Origin of the sequence: Providencia rettgeri, assembly GCF_023205015.1 — a bacterium.
In the GTDB taxonomy this organism is placed as follows: domain Bacteria; phylum Pseudomonadota; class Gammaproteobacteria; order Enterobacterales; family Enterobacteriaceae; genus Providencia; species Providencia rettgeri_E.
The window spans coordinates 2,832,520-2,849,977 of record NZ_CP096258.1; the positions used below are offsets into that span (position 1 = coordinate 2,832,520).

The 17,458-nt window shown below is 40.7% G+C and carries 13 protein-coding genes and 8 tRNA genes; 8 read left to right on the forward strand and 13 right to left on the reverse strand.

Features of this window, described 5'->3' with window-relative positions; genetic code table 11:
* Window positions 1–70: 70 nt before the first annotated feature.
* From M0M83_RS12900 to M0M83_RS12930, 7 genes are all read right to left on the reverse strand, one after another.
* A complete protein-coding gene (locus M0M83_RS12900) occupies window positions 71–364 on the reverse strand; it encodes a helix-turn-helix domain-containing protein (protein ID WP_125891382.1) in 294 nt (97 codons plus the stop codon).
* A 1,557-nt stretch (window positions 365–1,921) separates the two neighbouring features.
* Window positions 1,922–1,997: transfer RNA gene (locus M0M83_RS12905), tRNA-Lys, on the reverse strand.
* A 32-nt stretch (window positions 1,998–2,029) separates the two neighbouring features.
* A tRNA-Lys gene (locus M0M83_RS12910) sits at window positions 2,030–2,105 on the reverse strand.
* Window positions 2,106–2,137: 32 nt separating this feature from the next.
* Window positions 2,138–2,213 (reverse strand) — tRNA-Lys (locus tag M0M83_RS12915).
* Window positions 2,214–2,250: 37 nt separating this feature from the next.
* Window positions 2,251–2,326: transfer RNA gene (locus M0M83_RS12920), tRNA-Val, on the reverse strand.
* 37 nt (window positions 2,327–2,363) lie between these two features.
* A tRNA-Val gene (locus M0M83_RS12925) sits at window positions 2,364–2,439 on the reverse strand.
* Between the two features lie 26 nt (window positions 2,440–2,465).
* Window positions 2,466–2,541, reverse strand: a tRNA-Val gene (locus M0M83_RS12930).
* Between the two features lie 422 nt (window positions 2,542–2,963).
* Here M0M83_RS12930 and gltX point away from each other — a divergent pair.
* The 3 genes from gltX (at window position 2,964) to M0M83_RS12945 (ending at window position 4,754) form a co-directional block, all read left to right on the forward strand.
* Window positions 2,964–4,385, forward strand: a complete 1,422-nt coding sequence (gltX, locus tag M0M83_RS12935; protein ID WP_125892116.1) for a glutamate--tRNA ligase — start codon at window positions 2,964–2,966, stop codon at window positions 4,383–4,385.
* Between the two features lie 175 nt (window positions 4,386–4,560).
* A tRNA-Ala gene (locus M0M83_RS12940) sits at window positions 4,561–4,636 on the forward strand.
* 42 nt (window positions 4,637–4,678) lie between these two features.
* Window positions 4,679–4,754: transfer RNA gene (locus M0M83_RS12945), tRNA-Ala, on the forward strand.
* A 227-nt stretch (window positions 4,755–4,981) separates the two neighbouring features.
* On the opposite strand, the gene M0M83_RS12950 is transcribed toward M0M83_RS12945, so the two are convergent.
* The 4 genes from M0M83_RS12950 to zipA all read right to left on the reverse strand — a co-directional run bounded on the left by M0M83_RS12950 (window position 4,982) and on the right by zipA (window position 9,814).
* Complete coding sequence (locus M0M83_RS12950; protein ID WP_004912576.1) at window positions 4,982–5,197, reverse strand: DUF3820 family protein; 216 nt, start codon at window positions 5,195–5,197, stop codon at window positions 4,982–4,984.
* Window positions 5,198–5,276: 79 nt separating this feature from the next.
* Window positions 5,277–6,461, reverse strand: a complete 1,185-nt coding sequence (locus M0M83_RS12955; protein ID WP_004264869.1) for a NupC/NupG family nucleoside CNT transporter — start codon at window positions 6,459–6,461, stop codon at window positions 5,277–5,279.
* Between the two features lie 275 nt (window positions 6,462–6,736).
* The gene (gene ligA / locus M0M83_RS12960; RefSeq protein ID WP_125892118.1) at window positions 6,737–8,755 is read right to left on the reverse strand and encodes an NAD-dependent DNA ligase LigA; all 2,019 of its coding nucleotides are present in this window, start codon (window positions 8,753–8,755) and stop codon (window positions 6,737–6,739) included.
* A gap of 57 nt (window positions 8,756–8,812) precedes the next feature.
* A complete protein-coding gene (gene zipA, locus M0M83_RS12965) occupies window positions 8,813–9,814 on the reverse strand; it encodes a cell division protein ZipA (protein WP_248466697.1) in 1,002 nt (333 codons plus the stop codon).
* A 218-nt stretch (window positions 9,815–10,032) separates the two neighbouring features.
* On the opposite strand from zipA, the gene cysZ reads away from it, so the two are divergent.
* The 5 genes from cysZ (at window position 10,033) to crr (ending at window position 15,016) form a co-directional block, all read left to right on the forward strand.
* On the forward strand, window positions 10,033–10,797 hold the full coding sequence (cysZ, locus tag M0M83_RS12970) for a sulfate transporter CysZ (protein WP_125892122.1): 765 nt from the start codon (window positions 10,033–10,035) through the stop codon (window positions 10,795–10,797).
* A gap of 230 nt (window positions 10,798–11,027) precedes the next feature.
* Window positions 11,028–11,981, forward strand: coding sequence for a cysteine synthase A (gene cysK / locus M0M83_RS12975; protein ID WP_213913186.1), 954 nt, complete (start codon window positions 11,028–11,030; stop codon window positions 11,979–11,981).
* 351 nt (window positions 11,982–12,332) lie between these two features.
* Complete coding sequence (gene ptsH, locus M0M83_RS12980; protein WP_004264876.1) at window positions 12,333–12,590, forward strand: phosphocarrier protein Hpr; 258 nt, start codon at window positions 12,333–12,335, stop codon at window positions 12,588–12,590.
* Between the two features lie 140 nt (window positions 12,591–12,730).
* Window positions 12,731–14,458: a phosphoenolpyruvate-protein phosphotransferase PtsI gene (gene ptsI / locus M0M83_RS12985; protein ID WP_125892126.1), complete on the forward strand. Its 1,728-nt coding sequence runs from the start codon at window positions 12,731–12,733 to the stop codon at window positions 14,456–14,458.
* A gap of 48 nt (window positions 14,459–14,506) precedes the next feature.
* Window positions 14,507–15,016: a PTS glucose transporter subunit IIA gene (crr, locus tag M0M83_RS12990; RefSeq protein WP_125892128.1), complete on the forward strand. Its 510-nt coding sequence runs from the start codon at window positions 14,507–14,509 to the stop codon at window positions 15,014–15,016.
* Window positions 15,017–15,109: 93 nt separating this feature from the next.
* On the opposite strand, the gene cysM is transcribed toward crr, so the two are convergent.
* Window positions 15,110–15,994 (reverse strand): cysteine synthase CysM, encoded by an 885-nt coding sequence (gene cysM / locus M0M83_RS12995; protein ID WP_125892131.1) that lies wholly within the window; start codon window positions 15,992–15,994, stop codon window positions 15,110–15,112.
* Window positions 15,995–16,368: 374 nt separating this feature from the next.
* Window positions 16,369–17,457, reverse strand: a complete 1,089-nt coding sequence (cysA, locus tag M0M83_RS13000; protein WP_248466698.1) for a sulfate/thiosulfate ABC transporter ATP-binding protein CysA — start codon at window positions 17,455–17,457, stop codon at window positions 16,369–16,371.
* Window position 17,458: the final 1 nt, after the last annotated feature.

Genomic DNA, 17,458 nt, shown 5'->3' on the forward strand with positions numbered 1-17,458 from the left:
ACGTTCCTAATTTAAACAATTAAGAATGAAAATCAATTATGTTTCATTCTGGGACAATATCGATATCTGGCTATATAAGGGTATATGCAGTACTTTCAAACCCTTTATTACCTGTGTCCTCATCTACTTGAGTATCCTCTTGTAGGACTTCACTAAAAAACTCACCCATGTTAACGTCTAAAACTTTTAGTACTCGAACAAGACAATCTATATCGATACGATTAACACCACGCTCGTAACGAAATAGCTGCTGTTCACTTATATCTATCTCTTTAGCTAACTGAAAAACAGTAAAGCCTTGAGCTCTTCTAAGGGCTTTTATTTTTTGTCCAACTGCACAAGCGACAGGATATTTCGTGTTCATAAACATTCTCGCTTCAATTTATTATTAAGGAAATAAAAATTAACAGATAATTATCTGCAGATTTTATTTTTATATTTATGTGTATAACAGTGATAATGCTATAGACGATTCAGCATATATCGGAAAGAATGATATACTACCCTTATAATTAGTTTCAACTAGTCCTAAATTGACATTGCAACTATGTAACAAAGTGTTTCATGCTATACATTTTGCATTTGAAAGCGAAATACCGCTTTAAAATCACTCAGTTACACTAAATGTGCGTAATTTTTTTAAATAGTCGCCCAAAAGATATATCTCTCCTTATGGAATATTAATCTAAAAAAGACCCACATTGCCGATGTATAACCTAAAAATAAAGGAAATAAACAGAATTATTTAACACTGTAACAATATTAATGTTATTGATACAATTTAACATAACCAGAAATGATAACCCCTGTATTCATGGCGCTTTAATGTAAAAAATAGTAAAAACAATCAATTTTATCTTTAAAAATCTCTAATTTGACAAATATTAGTACATTAAAAAAACAGCGAGGCTGTTACAATTAGCAAATTTTTAAAGTAGCGAGACAGCGATTTATTATGCTCAAGTACCAAACATAACAAAACCATAACGTTAAGAAAGCTTATTATTCATTTTACTAGATGAATATCACAAAATTATGAAAAATAAATTTCATCGATAATCCATTTTTGATTTAACTTTTTTTGTTTTTTACCGTGTGAAAATCAATACAAAAACTCAAAAGCAAACACAATCTTAGAGTTTTAAACTGAAATATAGCGCTTTCCATTTACTATGTGATAAGATTTGTTTATAAAAAATTATATTTACTTTTTCTATTCTACAAGTAACCACGAAACATTCATTTCCACCGTTTTATTTTGCCAGTTATGTATAATGAAAACATTCTATTCTATAACTAGCCAAATATATTCTGTTATTGCTAGATTGAAATATCGATATAAGTGCTAGGTGGTATTTATAAGGTGTATACTGGGTTATTATGCATATAAAGTGAGCCGCAAAATCATTAATTGTCAAATTCTTTACCATGCAACTCAGAAAATGTAATCAACAAAATAAGTATATATCCGTTAGATTTAATCTGTAATGAAGTTATGTTTGATTCACTTAGAAATGGCTTGAGATGGTGGGTCGTGCAGGATTTAAATCCTTCGGATTTACCCTACGGGCTGAACCTGCAACCAGCTTGTCAAGGCATGGCTTAGCGGCTGAGTGTTTATTTGGTTAGGGGTGTATTCGAATTTACAACTTTGAGATGGTGGGTCGTGCAGGATTTAAATCCTTCGGATTTAGCCTTCGGCCTGAACCTGCAACCAGCTTGTCGAGGTATGGCTTAGCGGCTGAGTGTTTATTTGATTAGGGGTGTATTCGAATTTACGACTTTGAGATGGTGGGTCGTGCAGGATTTAAATCCTTCGGATTTACCCTACGGGCTGAACCTGCAACCAGCTTATCGAGGCATGGCTTAGCGGCTGAATGTTTACTTGATTAGGGGTGTATTCGAATTTACCACTTTGGGATGGTGGGTCGTGCAGGATTCGAACCTGCGACCAATTGATTAAAAGTCAACTGCTCTACCGACTGAGCTAACGACCCATCTTGGAATTTTTTATTTTTTACTGCTTAGATGGTGGGTCGTGCAGGATTCGAACCTGCGACCAATTGATTAAAAGTCAACTGCTCTACCGACTGAGCTAACGACCCATCTTGGAATTTTTTATTTTTTACTGCTTAGATGGTGGGTCGTGCAGGATTCGAACCTGCGACCAATTGATTAAAAGTCAACTGCTCTACCGACTGAGCTAACGACCCATCTAAATTTGTATTTTAATGCGAGTAATGAATGAAGTGGTGGGCGATAGCGGGCTCGAACCACTGACCCCCTCCTTGTAAGGGAGGTGCTCTACCAACTGAGCTAATCGCCCACTTCATGACTTATACTACCACATTGTAATAAATAATTGGTGGGCGATAGCGGGCTCGAACCACTGACCCCCTCCTTGTAAGGGAGGTGCTCTACCAACTGAGCTAATCGCCCAATTATTTATTTTTCATCGTCAACGGTGGTGGGCGATAGCGGGCTCGAACCACTGACCCCCTCCTTGTAAGGGAGGTGCTCTACCAACTGAGCTAATCGCCCCGTCGTCGATGGAGGTGCATTATAGGGATACTGAGTTCTGAGTCAACGCTTTTTCAATAGATTTTTTTCGTTCGTTGCAAAAATAATCAAGATGTTTCAATATTCGCCAGAAAAGCCGCCTTTTTAATCAATTACCTATCATTTTCTCGTTATTCTTTTAAGAAAAAAACAGAAACTATTTTTAAAGCGCATTTATTTATGTCAAATTTGGCGAAACAAACTAATTTCTTGCCTTCTATTCTGATAACTTGATTGAGGAATCATTGTAGGATGATAGAATAGATATACATTTTAGCAATGCTTAGACATTTCACTGCTTAGAACATCAAACTCGCTATCAAGTTAATTGTGCCTGTTTTTAGTTTCCTAACCGTGAACAGATAAGCGCTTCAAAAACATGTTTTGCAATTAAGGCAATCTCGATGAGTAAAATCAAAACCCGTTTTGCGCCAAGTCCAACTGGCTATTTACACGTTGGTGGTGCACGTACCGCTCTGTATTCCTGGTTATTTAGTCGCCACAATCAGGGCGAGTTTGTCCTGCGTATTGAAGATACTGACTTAGAACGCTCAACTCAGGAAGCTATCGACGCCATTATGGACGGTATGAACTGGTTGAATTTAAATTGGGATGAAGGCCCTTACTATCAAACTAAACGTTTTGATCGTTATAATGATGTCATTGACCAAATGTTAGATGCGGGTACCGCTTATCGTTGTTATTGTTCAAAAGAGCGCTTAGAAGCGTTACGTGAAGAGCAAATGGCCAATAACGAAAAGCCTCGTTATGATGGTTGCTGCCGTGACCACGCCCACAATCATACACCTGATGAGCCACACGTTGTTCGTTTCCGTAACCCACAAGATGGTTCTGTTATTTTTGATGATAAAATACGTGGGCCAATTGAATTTAGTAACCAAGAGTTGGATGATTTAATCATTCGTCGTACTGATGGTTCCCCAACATATAACTTCTGCGTAGTCATTGATGACTGGGATATGGAAATCACTCACGTTATCCGTGGTGAAGACCATATCAACAACACACCTCGCCAAATCAATATTCTAAAAGCATTAGGGGCACCAGTGCCTGTGTATGCTCACGTTTCGATGATCCTAGGTGATGACGGTAAAAAACTGTCAAAACGCCACGGTGCTGTTAGCGTTATGCAATATCGTGATGATGGTTATTTGCCGCAAGCCCTTCTTAACTATTTAGTACGTTTAGGTTGGTCTCATGGTGACCAAGAAATTTTCACTGTTGAAGAAATGAAAGAGTATTTCAGCCTTGATGCTATCAGTAAGTCAGCAAGCGCGTTTAACACTGAAAAATTACAATGGTTAAACCATCATTATATCAATACCTTACCAGCCGAAGAAGTTGCAACTTATCTTGCATGGCATATTGAACAACAGAATATTGATACCAGCACAGGGCCTCAATTAGTTGAACTAATCAAGTTACTGGGTGAACGTTGCAAAACATTGAAAGAAATGGCGGAATCTTGCCACTATTTCTACCAAGATTTTGACGAGTTTGATGCAGATGCTGCGAAAAAACATTTGCGCCCAGTCGCTCGCCAACCATTGGAAGTGATAAAAGCTAAGTTAGCTGCGATAACTGATTGGACTGCTGAAAATGTTCACCAAGCCATCGAAGCAACCGCAGCAGAATTAGAAGTGGGTATGGGTAAAGTGGGTATGCCTTTACGTGTTGCTGTGACAGGTGCTGGCCAATCTCCAGGCCTGGATGTCACTGTCCACGCTATCGGCCAAGCACGTTCTATCGCTCGTATTGAAAAAGCCTTAGCGTTTATCGCTGAACGTGAAGCTTCTGCTCAATAAGTAAAATGATTGGCCTCCAATTTATTGGGGGCCAGTTCTCTACCTCAATCCCCCTTCTCCACTCAGCTGACTGCAAAATGTTCTATATTTCAGCAATTAAACCTAAAACCCGATTATTTTATTGACACTCTAACTTAGCTTGAATATGATGCATCCCGTCCAAAAGATTTTGTTTGGGGCTATAGCTCAGCTGGGAGAGCGCTTGCATGGCATGCAAGAGGTCAGCGGTTCGATCCCGCTTAGCTCCACCATCTAATTCCCTGTTAGGTGGCACAATGCAAAACATTTCGATTGGGGCTATAGCTCAGCTGGTAGAGCGCTTGCATGGCATGCAAGAGGTCAGCGGTTCGATCCCGCTTAGCTCCACCAATCATTTAAATACTAAACGTCACTACTCGTCTCTTCCATTTTAAATCAATATATACTCAATATTATGCAATCGTCACAAAGCCAAATTCTCTTGAAGATACGCTTTTCCTACTACAATGTATGTAAGCCGCATACAGAGTGAACTTTAGTCCAGATCAAATATTTGGGGATAATATGATGTGCTAGAACGATTGAGATTAAAAAGGGCTTAACACCAAGCCAGTCAACTAACCCCGTTTTAATGGCTTTACCAGCCCTTCTAGGCCCTCAATTTTAAGCCCTAGTGTCATTTCCATTAACTGTCCTAAACGTCCAGCAGGGAACTCCCCTTTCTTATAAAACCATAATAAATATTCTTCGGGTAAATCAATCAATACACAGCCTTTATATTTACCAAATGGCATATACGTGTTGGCCATATCAATGAGATCTTGTTTTTCCATTCTGAGTTCTCTTTCATATCAAGCACAAAAAACGGCGTTCATCTGAACGCCGTTTCGTAATCTAGCATGTTTTCGTGGATTACAAAACCAACCCAACGACCGCTGCAGATAAGAAGCTAACTAAAGTTGAACCGTACAGTAATTTCAAGCCAAAGCGAGCTACGGTATTACCTTGTTTCTCATCTAAGCCTTTAATTGCACCCGCAATGATACCAATAGATGAGAAGTTAGCGAAAGACACTAAGAATACGGATAAGATCCCAACAGAGCGCTCAGATAACCCACCAGCAATCGCTTGCAAGCCGTCCATCGCAACAAATTCATTCGTGACCATTTTCACTGCCATAATTCCGCCAACTTGTAAGGCTTCATCGGCGGGAATACCAAGCATCCATGCAAACGGATAGAACACGTAACCTAACATGGTTTGGAAGTCGATACCGAATACCGCGGAGAAAATACCGTTAATCATCGCTATGAGGGCAATAAAACCAATCAACATCGCTGAAACGATAATCGCTACTTTAAACCCAGCAAGAATATATTCACCTAACATTTCAAAGAAGCTTTGTCCTTCATGCAGGTTGCTCATTTGAATATCTTCTTCACCTTCAGGTGGATACGGGTTAATCAGTGATAGGACGACGAAAGTACCAAACATATTTAGAACCAATGCAGCGACCACAAAACGCGGCTCTAACATGGTCATGTATGCCCCAACGATAGACATAGATACTGTTGACATGGCAGTTGCCGCCATGGTGTACATTCTGCGGTCTGACATCCGGTTCAGTTGGTCTTTATACGCAATAAAGTTTTCTGACTGACCCAGTAACAATGAACTGACTGCGTTAAAAGACTCTAACTTACCCATACCATTCACTTTCGATAACACGGTACCGATGATACGGATCACGATAGGGAGAATTTTGACGTGCTGTAAGATCCCGATCAACGCAGAAATAAAGATGATTGGGCATAACACTTGTAAGAAGAAGAACGCTAAGTTGCCTTCAATCATGCCACCAAAAATAAATTTAGTCCCTTCTGCTGCATAGCCTAGCAAGTGGGTAAATACCCCTGCCACACCAAGAACAAAAGATTCGCCAATATTCGATTTTAAGAACAAATACGCTAATGCAATTTGAATAACGAGTAGTTGAACAACATAGCGAGGACGGATCCCTCTACGGTTACTACTGGCTAAAATGGCAAGTGCTGCAATTACAACTAAAGATAAAACGAAATGCAGGATCGAGGTCATATGCGACTCCAACAAATTTAAGAATCAGTCTATGTGCATATTCTATGTAATAGACAACATTTAAATGAGACGGGAGTCACATTAATATGAAAGCTTACTAGGTGTATTTTGCAAAAAGAAGAAGGTGATCACGTTTCAACGATAACAATTCCTACCATTCGCTTTTTTTGCACAGAAATTTTACTGAAAATTTAAGTTAAGACTTACAACAACCTGCGTATAAAATTGTTGCCTACAATGATTGTAGGCAACTAAGTCAAATTGAATATAGTTCACTATTGGATATTCAGCAAACGAATCAATTCATTTTCATCAATAACGCGTATGCCGAGTTCATTTGCTTTTGCTAATTTAGAACCTGCGGCCTCTCCTGCGATAACTAAATCTGTTTTTTTAGAGACGCTTCCTGAGACTTTCGCGCCCAAAGCGACCAATTTGTCTTTGGCTTCATCACGGGTTAATACACTCATCGAGCCAGTCAACACCACCGTTTTACCTGCAAATGGGCTATCGATTTCTGCACTATTCACCACTTTTACTTCAGGCCAATGAATATTAGCCTTTGTCAATAAATCTTCAATCACCGCCTGGTTATGAGGTTCACGGAAAAAATTGACCACATGTTTCGCAACTACATGACCAATATCTTGAACGGTTTTTAGTGACTCTTCATCCGCCGCCATCACAGCCTCAAGTGTGGTGTAATGCGCTGCTAAGTTTGCCGCCGTTGCTTCGCCAACCTCACGAATTCCAAGGGCATAAATAAAGCGAGCCAATGTTGTTTGCTTAGACTTATTGAGCGCATCAACCAGATTTTGTGCCGACTTCGGCCCCATTCTATCGAGGCCAGTTAAGATACCAGCACTTAACTGATAGAGGTCTGCGGGTGTTTTGACATACTCTTTTTCAACTAACTGGTCGATAATTTTATCGCCCATGCCATCCACATCCATTGCGCGGCGTGAGACAAAATGCTTCAGTGCTTCTTTGCGTTGTGCACCACAAATCAGCCCACCTGTACAGCGCGCTACCGCTTCACCTTCAACTCGTTCGATATCAGAGCCGCATACAGGGCAATGGGTTGGAAAAACAATTTCGCGGCTATCGGCAGGTCGCTTATCAACGACAACACTGACGATTTGTGGGATAACATCCCCTGCTCGGCGAATAATGACCGTATCACCGATATGCACGCCAAGGCGTTCAATTTCATCTGCATTATGTAACGTTGCATTGCTGACGACTACACCGGCAACTTGCACGGGTTCTAAACGCGCCACAGGCGTGATGGCACCGGTACGCCCAACTTGAAATTCTACATCTTTTAATAGTGTTACTTGCTCTTGAGCAGGAAATTTAAACGCCGTCGCCCAGCGAGGTGCTCGAGAAACAAAGCCTAACTCTTCTTGAATTGCAATCGAGTTAACTTTAATCACCACACCATCGATATCAAAGCCAAGATCAGGACGAACTTGCTCAATTTCACGATAGAAATCTAATACAGCCTGATGACCAACACGTAATTGAACATAATCACTAACCGGCAAACCCCATGCTTTGAATTGCATCAAACGCTCATAATGTGTATCTGGTAACGTGCCACCCTCTACTAACCCAACACCATAACAATAAAAAGTGAGAGGCCTTTTGGCGGTAATACGTGGATCCAATTGACGTAGAGAACCCGCAGCCGCATTACGAGGGTTCGCAAAGACTTTACCATCTGTTTTACGCGCTTGCTCATTCAGCGCTTCAAACCCTTTTTGAGGCATGAAAACTTCACCGCGGATCTCAACACGATCAGGCACATTGTTACCTGTTAAACGTAATGGAATAGCGCGTATGGTTCGAACATTCGCAGTAATATTTTCACCGACAGTCCCATCACCGCGAGTCGCAGCTTGTACTAACTCACCGTTTTCATACAACAAACTTACCGCTAGCCCATCAAGTTTGAGCTCACAACAGAAAGTCAGTTCTTGATGATTTTTCAAACGGTCTCTTACCCGTTTATCAAATGCAAGATAACTTTCCTCATCAAAAACATTATCTAGCGATAACATAGGAATTTCATGGCGTACGGTATCAAACGCAGCTAATGGCGCGGCACCAACACGTTGAGTCGGCGAATCACTCGTGACAAGTTCAGGATGTTGTGCCTCTATCTCTTTGAGACGTTGCATTAACTTGTCATATTCAACGTCTGGAATTTCAGGCGCATCTAATACATGGTATTGATATTCATGATGACGTAACTGTTTTTTTAATTCGTCTATTTCTTGTTTGGTTGTCATGATCCACTCATACAGATAAAAAACCCCCAATTAATGGGGGTTCTGTTCAATGTTTATTTAACTTAATGTATTTCTAATTCGAGCATGGTACACCTCTATTTTTTGAGGTGTCAGCATTTTACGTTCGTCATCAAGGACTACCCCTCCCGCATCTGATGCGATACGTTGAGCGGCTTGTAACATCAGTTTGAAATTTTGCCCTGCATCACCGTAAGACGGTACCATCATGAACATGGAAACCCCTGGCGTAGTAAAGTCAGCCATTGTCTCAGGGTCGAATGAGCCCGGTTTCACCATGTTAGCAAGGCTAAACAACACTGGTCCCGTACCCGATGGATTGACATGGCGGTGGAATATTTTCATTTCCCCGAATTGGAAACCGGCTTGTAAAATACTTTGCAGTAATAACTCACCTTGAAGTTCCTGCCCTTGCAAAGCGGCTACGTGAAGTACCAGGACTGTCTCCTTGCTACTTGTTGTAGCAGGATCTTCCTGCGGCTCAGCTTTCTTCTCAATATGCTGCGTCTCTTGTTCATAGGTACTCGACTGGGGGTCTTCTCTTAATTTAGTTGAATCAATATGTGGTTCAGTAGCGGCATTGGTAACCGGTTGAGTTTGAAGTTCAGGCTCAACGGCTACTTCCTCACTCATGTTAATGGTGAGTTGCTCAGGAACATGAACAGCTTCATTACGTTGATGCGGCGTAGGTTCGCTATCTACGGCTGATTTAGCCTCTGGCTCCCTATTCATAACAATATCAGGTTCAACCGACGCCTGTGCCTGTATATTAGGTTCAACTGGAGACTCATTTTTTACCGGATATACAGGCTCAGTGGCAGCTGGATGAAGAGGTGCCTGCTGAGTAGGTTGATTTTCAGTAAATAATGCAGAACTATCATATTCTGATGAGTTCTCTTGCATATCGTTCTTTCTACGTTTTACGGGTCTGTCGCGAAATAACTTCGAGCGCTCTTTACGGCTGGTCCATAAACCATGCAGTAATAAAGCGACAATCGCTATCGCACCTACGACCACTAATATCAGACGCAAATCCTGCATCGCTGCTATCTCTAGTTGATGAATGATAATGCCAACACGGCGGAAACTACCTTAAGATTATTTCTCAATTGCTCTAAGTGCAACCCCCAGAACGATTTTCTTACAAGAAAGAGAATATTCCGCTTTCATTTGCTGCTTTTTTAAGCGAATAATGGCTAGTCAGCCTAATTTCATATCTATATGATACATGGTCAACCGAAAAGGAGAGAACAAGAAGTATGACCCAATCGACATTTTCGACACAAAAAGACCATTCTGGTTTTTATTATTTTACACAAGGCTGGAGACTAATCACTCGGCCCGGTATTAAACGTTTTGTTATTTTGCCCCTATTAGCCAATATTTTATTCTTAGGCGGCGCATTTTGGTGGTTATATACCAAGCTTGGTGGCTGGATAGACCAAGTGATGGCTTACATTCCTGACTGGCTACAATGGCTCGATTATGTTATTTGGCCAATCGCTGTTATCTCTATTTTGCTCGTATTCACTTATTTTTTTAGTACGGTTGCTAATATTATCGCTGCACCTTTTAACGGTTGGTTATCAGAAAAACTCGAAGCGGAGCTAACAGGTAAACCGTCACCAGATACTGGCGTTGCTGAGTTATTAAAAGATGTACCTCGTATGATAAAACGCGAGTTTGTCCGAATCGGTTACTATTTACCTCGCGCTATTGGGTTATTGATCCTATTTTTCATACCTGGTATTGGCCAAACCGTCGCTCCGGTACTGTGGTTTTTATTTGGTGCTTGGATGATGTCAATCCAGTATTGTGATTACCCGTTTGATAACCACCGTGTTGGTTTTAGCGAAATGAAACAAGCGCTTGCCAAAGAACGGATGCGAAATATTCAATTTGGTGGCGTTATCAGCCTGTTAATGATGGTGCCTTTTGTCAACTTAGTGATCATGCCTGTTGCAGTTTGTGGTGCAACATTGATGTGGGTTGACCGGTATCGCGACCGCTACGCACGCTACTAATCTATTAAATCATTGCGCAGGTTTACCGCCTGCGCTCTTCTTTTATTAATTCTCTCACCTATTTTCTGCAAAATTTCTTAGAACTATTAGGTCTAAAATAGCATTTCGTTATAAGCTTATACTCAAATCGTATTTGCATTAATTTGTTCTTTCCGTATGTTGAATCCATCTCATTATTTTTTAATCAATACTGATTACATTACTGGCTAACCGATTTTTAAGGATATCCCATGAGCAAAATTTATGATGACAACTCGTTGACCATTGGCCACACCCCGCTTGTCCGATTAAAGCATTTTGGTAATGGCAATATTTTAGCAAAAGTGGAGTCTCGCAACCCAAGCTTCAGTGTTAAGTGCCGTATTGGTGCGAACATGATTTGGGATGCAGAGAAAAAAGGTATCCTAAATAAAGACAAAGAATTAGTTGAGCCAACCAGTGGTAATACAGGTATCGCTTTAGCCTATGTCGCTGCGGCGAGAGGTTATAAATTGACCTTAACCATGCCTGAAACGATGAGTATTGAACGCCGTAAACTGCTCAAAGCATTGGGTGCCAACCTCGTTTTAACTGAAGGGGCAAAAGGCATGAAAGGTGCGATAGCTAAAGCTGAAGAAATAGTGAATAGCAATCCTAAAAAATACCTATTACTTCAACAGTTTAACAACCCAGCAAACCCTGAGATTCATGAAAAAACCACAGGCCCTGAAATTTGGGAAGATACTGACGGCAATGTCGACGTTGTGGTTGCAGGTGTCGGTACAGGTGGAACCATTACAGGGATTGCAAGGTACCTGAAGAACACCAAAGGCAAAGATGTGACTATTGTAGCTGTTGAGCCAGAAACCTCCCCCGTTATCACACAAGCCTTAGCAGGTGAAGAAATTAAACCGGGACCACATAAAATCCAAGGGATCGGAGCTGGGTTTATTCCAGGTAACTTAGATTTGAAATTACTCGATAAAGTCATTCAAATCAGCGATGACGAAGCCATCAAAACTGCTCGTGAACTGATGGAAAAAGAAGGCATCCTAGCGGGTATTTCATCAGGCGCTGCTATTGCTGCTGCCACTCAAATTGCCGTAGATCCTGCCTATAAAGGTAAAAATATCGTCGTTATTTTACCTTCTTCGGGTGAGCGTTATTTGTCTACAGCCCTATTTGCTGACATCTCCGCTGAGTAACATAATTTCGTTACAATATCGTTAAAAAAGCACCTAAATGGTGCTTTTTTTGTGGTATGGATCAAACTTTAGCACGGATGGAGATGATTTATAATTCGGGGTTTAGTATTAAACATAGTAATTATTTTGCACCTCGAAATTAATCACTTTTTAGCCAACCTCAAGGGCAACTAAAATAATGTATCAATGAGAAAAGGTGGCGAGATAGCAAGAAAAATAGAAAAAGGGTTGATACCGCACAAAGTAGGAAACCTTTTTTCAAGTTAATAATCTAACTTATACGCAAACCTAGTCTATTTCATCTACAATTGGCTGGGTAATTAAAAAAACGAAAGTTATTGAGGAAATACTATGTTTCAGCAAGAAGTTACTATTACGGCACCAAATGGTCTACATACTCGTCCTGCAGCTCAATTTGTAAAAGAAGCAAAAGCATTCTCTTCTGACATTTCTTTAATTTCTGGCGGCAAATCCGCTAGCGCAAAAAGTTTGTTTAAATTACAAACGTTAGGCCTAACGCAAGGCACAGTTGTGACAATTTCTGCTGAAGGCGAAGACGAAAAAGAAGCCGTTGAGCATTTAGTTAAACTGATGGGCGAATTAGAATAATTTCGCACGAAAATAGCATTTACTGATTTCATTCAATGTCCCTGAGTGATGTCATTCGGGGACATTTGTATAATCGGCTATATTCATTGTCGTCTCTGCAACATCAGAACTCCCAGCACTAGCAGCAGTAAGGTAATATTATGATTTCAGGAATTTTAGTATCCCCGGGTTTTGCTTTTGGTCAAGCTTTAATCCTCAAAGAAGATCCTATCGTTGTTAGCACAAAGAAAATTGCTGACGATCAGGTTGATAAAGAAATCGCTCGCTTTATTGAGGGGCGAAACAAGTCAGCCGAACAACTCAATTTGATTAAAGAAAAAGCCGAAAAAAATCTTGGAGCTGAAAAAGCTGAGATTTTTGAAGGTCATATAATGCTGCTGGAAGATGAAGAACTAGAGCAAGAAATTGTCACTTTAATCAAAGGCGACAAAAAAACGGCGGATGCAGCTGCATACTCTGTTATTGAAGATCAAGCCCAAGCGCTTGAATCCCTTGATGATGAATACCTTAAAGAACGTGCCGCTGATGTGCGTGATATCGGTAAGCGTTTATTAAAAAATATCTTAAATATTCCTATCGTTGATTTAAGTGCAATCAGCGAAGAAGTTATTTTAGTCGCAGCTGATTTAACCCCTTCAGAAACCGCACAGCTGAATTTAGATAAAGTATTAGGGTTTATTACTGATTTAGGTGGCCGTACATCACATACCTCAATTATGGCGCGTTCCCTTGAATTGCCAGCCATTGTCGGTACGAGTGATGCCACCAGCAAAATTAAAAATGGCGATTTCATTGTATTAGACGGTGTTAACAACACTATCCACCTAAATCCATCTGAAGCCGAAATCGATAAACTGAAAGCCTTCCGTGATGAATATCTTCAAGAAAAAGAAGAGCTCGCAAAATTAAAAGATTTGCCAGCTATCACCCTTGATGGTCATCAAGTTGAAGTTTGTGCCAACATTGGTACCGTCCGTGATGTCGCTGGTGCAGAGCGCAATGGCGCAGAAGGTGTTGGGCTCTATCGAACTGAGTTTTTATTCATGGATAGAGACTCTCTTCCTACCGAAGAAGAACAGTTCCAAGCTTATAAAGCCGTTGCAGAAGCAATGGGCAGCCAAGCCGTTATTGTCCGCACTATGGATATCGGCGGTGATAAAGACCTGCCATACATGAATTTACCGAAAGAAGAGAACCCATTCCTCGGCTGGCGTGCAATTCGTATTTGTCTTGATCGCAAAGAAATCTTACACTCACAATTAAGGGCTATTTTAAGAGCCTCTAAATTTGGTAAACTGCGTATTATGTTCCCAATGGTTATTTCCGTTGAAGAAGTTCGTGAACTAAAATCAGAGCTAGAAATACTAAAAGCGCAGTTACGTGAAGAAGGTAAGGCATTTGACGAGTCAATTGAAGTCGGTGTGATGGTTGAAACCCCAGCCGCTGCGGTTATTGCTCGCCATTTGGCAAAAGAAGTTGATTTCTTTAGTATTGGGACGAACGATCTCACTCAATACACTTTAGCGGTCGACCGTGGTAATGAACTGATTTCTCATCTTTACAACCCGATGTCACCCGCTGTCCTAAACTTAATTAAGCAAGTGATCGATGCATCACACGCTGAAGGTAAATGGACTGGGATGTGTGGGGAGTTAGCTGGAGATGAGCGTGCAACCTTATTGCTACTTGGCATGGGTCTGGATGAATTTAGTATGAGCGCAATTTCAATTCCACGTATCAAAAAGTTAATTCGCAATGCGAGCTTTACTGATACTCAAGCTTTGGCTGAACAAGCACTTGCTCAACCAACAGCGGATGAATTGATGAAACTTGTAGATACCTTTATCCAAGAAAAAACGTTATGCTAAGAACAGCACATTAGTTCGGTCCCATATAAAACGATTAGGAGAAGGTCCATGGGTCTGTTTGATAAACTGAAATCACTCGTTTCGGAAGACAAAAGTAGCAGTGGCAGTATTGAAATTATCGCACCTTTATCGGGTGAAATTGTCAATATTGAAGATGTTCCAGACGTTGTGTTCGCAGAAAAAATTGTGGGTGACGGTATTGCGATTAAACCCGCAGGTAACAAAATCGTTGCTCCTGTAGACGGCACAATTGGTAAAATTTTTGAAACTAACCATGCATTTTCTATTGAGTCAGATGATGGCATAGAACTATTCGTTCACTTCGGTATTGATACCGTTGAGCTTAAAGGTGAGGGTTTTAAACGTATCGCTGAAGAAGGTCAAACGGTGAAAAAAGGTGATTTAATCATTGAATTTGATTTAGCACTGTTAGAAGAGAAAGCAAAATCAGTTCTAACGCCTGTTGTCATTTCTAATATGGACGAAATCAAAGAACTCAACAAACTGACTGGCTCAGTGACTGTCGGTGAAACTGTTGTCATGCGTATTAAGAAATAACTCAACAGCCAATATTTAGTTTAAACCATCAGGCCTTGCCTGATGGTTTTTCATTTCTGAGCTCTTTATTGAAAACAGCTGAATTCAATGGTCTTACTCATTAAATACACCCGTTGATAAATAACGGTCTCCTCGGTCGCAAATAACGGCCACGATAACCGCTCCAGGGTTAGCCTTCGCCACTTTTAACGCACCGGCAACCGCCCCTCCAGAGCTCACCCCACAAAAGATACCTTCAACTTTAGCTAAAGCTCTCATAGTCTCTTCCGCTTCTTGCTGGTTTATATCCAGTACGCTGTCGACTAATGAGTCATCGAAGATACCGGGCAAATAACCAGGGGACCAACGGCGAATACCGGGGATCTGACTCTTTTCCGCAGGCTGCAAACCTACAATATGTACATCTGAAGATTGGGATTTTAAATAACGGCTTACCCCTGTAATTGTTCCTGTAGTTCCCATACTGGATACAAAATGGGTAATGCTTCCGTTAGTTTGCTGCCATATTTCAGGGCCTGTGGTTTTAAAATGGGCCAACGGGTTATCAGGGTTATTAAATTGGTCTAAAACTTTCCCCTCACCTCTTTGTTCCATTTCCTTAGCCAAATCGCGGGCACCTTCCATACCCACAGCCGTACTCACTAAGATGAGTTCTGCACCATAGGCTTGCATTGAAGCTTGCCGCTCTTTACTCATGTTATCAGGCATGAGTAATTTCAGTTTGTAGCCTTTTACTGCGGCAATCATCGCAAGTGCGATACCTGTATTTCCACTCGTTGCTTCAATTAGCGTATCACCTGGTTTAATTTCACCCCGTAATTGCGCTTCATTAATCATTGAGAATGCCGCGCGATCTTTTACTGAACCCGCGGGGTTATTGCCTTCAAGTTTCACCCAAATTTCAGCGTCAATCCCTTGTGTTAAGCGCTGAAGTTTTACTAATGGGGTATTACCGATAAACTGTTCCAGAGCCGACACTTTACCATCCTTATAATTTTTATATATAAATAAGAAACAATAGAGATAAGATATTACCCCAATATTGACACGTGAAAGTTGAAATCTCTTCACATTAATATTAGAAAAATAGGTTATCTTAATAAGCATTTCTGATATAGCTAATTGATATATTATATTACAATAAGTTTATAGAATTGCCAGCAATATTTCACATAAAAATACAATGATTAATGCCGTAATATCAATTAGTTACATAAAATTAAGACGCAAAGGAAATTAGGCTAAATATCTACATATATAAAGCCTAACCATTGGTAATATATGGCGGGAATAATAGAAAATATAACACCAATAATATATTTATCAGTATTATAAATTATTGAATTTTATATTCATGCGCTTTTAGCTAATGGTGGAAAAATTAATTCCTGATCCCCTTGATAAATCTTTGCCTGTTGGCTGCCTAAAAAGTAACATTCACCTCGAGTGGGTATCGTTTTAGCAGACTGCCAAATCACTGACAACGGTTCTTTACCCCAGCCTAAAGGCTGAACAGTTAATTGCCAAAAATGCCCTCTTGGCCCCGATTCGGTAACCCTAACGGGTAAGCGGTGCTGCTCATCCACTTCCGCTTGTAATGAAATATCCCAAGGCCGTAAAAATACATCGACTTCACCTTGCTGAGCACCTGTATGCTTTAGTGGGAACTCATACCCATCGATATTTAATGTGGAACCTTTGATATGGGCAGAAATCTGGTTAATTTCCCCCATAAATTCAAGGACAAAACGTGTTTCTGGGCGCTGCCAAATATCGCTCGGCGTCCCTACTTGTTCAATATGACCTTGGCTCATCACCACCACTCTGTCTGCCACTTCCATGGCTTCTTCTTGGTCGTGGGTGACAAAAACACTGGTAAATTTTAACTCGTCATGTAATTGGCGTAGCCAACGGCGTAACTCAATACGCACTTGTGCATCGAGCGCACCAAAAGGCTCATCCAATAATAAAATTTGCGGATCAACCGCGAGAGCCCTTGCTAATGCCACTCGCTGTTTTTGTCCCCCTGATAACTGTGCGGGGTAACGTGAAGCCAAATGACCAAGTTGAACCATTTCTAGCAATTTGGTTACTTTATCTTTAATAATCTGAGCTGATGGCCGCTGTTTTCTAGGTAAAACAGTTAAACCAAATGCCACATTATCAAATACTGTCATGTGGCGAAATAGCGCATAATGTTGAAATACAAAACCAACATGCCTATCTTTGGCGTGGATTTTACTGACATCCTGACCATGAAAACGCAATAACCCCTGACTTTGCTGTTCAAGCCCTGCAATAATACGCAATAAGGTTGTTTTTCCTGAACCAGAAGGCCCTAACAGGGCAACCATTTCACCCGATGCAATATCCAGTGAAATATCGTTGAGTACTTGGGTTTTACCAAAGAACTTACCGATTTTTTCAATTTCAATACTCATG